We start from the raw sequence: 1,115 nt of genomic DNA on the forward strand, positions 1-1,115 counted from the left end.
GCGAGGTCGATGAAGCCCGCAAGCTGATCCGCCCCGATTCGGTCGATCCCGTCGCGGTCGCCGCGACCAATTACCCCGTCCTCCGACAGGTCGGTCCCTCGTTCATCGCCTCGTTCACATTCGGGGCGGTGCCAGCCTGCCATGCGCTCGCGCGAGCGGTCGCGATCATGCGCGACCTTCATTTTGGTCATCTGCGCAAATTGCCTGCAGGCACGCCAGTCGGCTTCATCCGGCAAGCTTGGCGTCGGGCGATCGGCACCGGCATTCCCGATCGCAGGATCTATGAATTGTGCGTGCTGGTCGAGCTTCGCGACCGGCTTCGCGCCGGCGACATGTGGGTCGAGGGAAGCCGACGCTATCGTGCTGTCGAGCAGCAACTCATTCCTGCCCCCGTATTCGCCAACATGCGCGCGGCCGGCCCCTTGCCGATACCGGCACCGGATACGGCCGATATCTGGCTGGCCGAACGACGCGCCCGCCTCGCCCGTCGATTGGCCGAGGTCGAGCGAAAGGCGGAGACGGACGCGCTGGAAGACGTGCAGCTCAGCTTGGGCAGGCTGCGGATTTCGCCCTTGAAGGCGATTACTCCCGAGGAATCCGATACCGCCCTTGCGCCGCTCTATGCGCATCTGCCCGCGATCCGCATCACCGACCTTCTTGCCGAAGTCGATCGATGGACCGGGTTCAGCCAGTGCTTCACGCATCTGCAAAGTGGCCGTGCCGCGGATGAACCACGTGCGATCCTCACGGCGGTGCTCGCCGATGCCACCAATCTGGGCCATACGCGCATGGCGGAAGCCTGCAATCTCGTGACCCAGCGCCAACTCGGTTGGCTCGCCTCGTGGCATCTGCGCGAGGAAACCTACGGTCGCGCGCTCGCCCGGCTTGTCGACGCCCAACACACCGCGCCGCTGGCCGCGCTGTTCGGGTCCGGCACCTCGTCCAGCTCAGACGGTCAGAACTTTCCGCTCGACCGCCGCGCCCAGGCAACCGGCGCAGTCAATCCGCACAAGGGGACAGAGCCGGCTGTCTCCTTTTACAGCCACGTCTCGGATCGCTACGCGCCGTTCCATTCCACAGTTATCTCCGCTTCGGCGAGCGAGGCGGCACAGGTG

Annotated in this window: 1 protein-coding gene; it reads left to right on the forward strand. The window is 65.6% G+C overall.

Annotated elements, in window-relative coordinates:
* Positions 1-1,115: Tn3 family transposase (locus tag ACYVE7_RS34435; protein WP_460370814.1), on the forward strand; the 1,115-nt coding region annotated here is incomplete at both ends.

Source organism: Actinocorallia lasiicapitis (genome assembly GCF_054778695.1).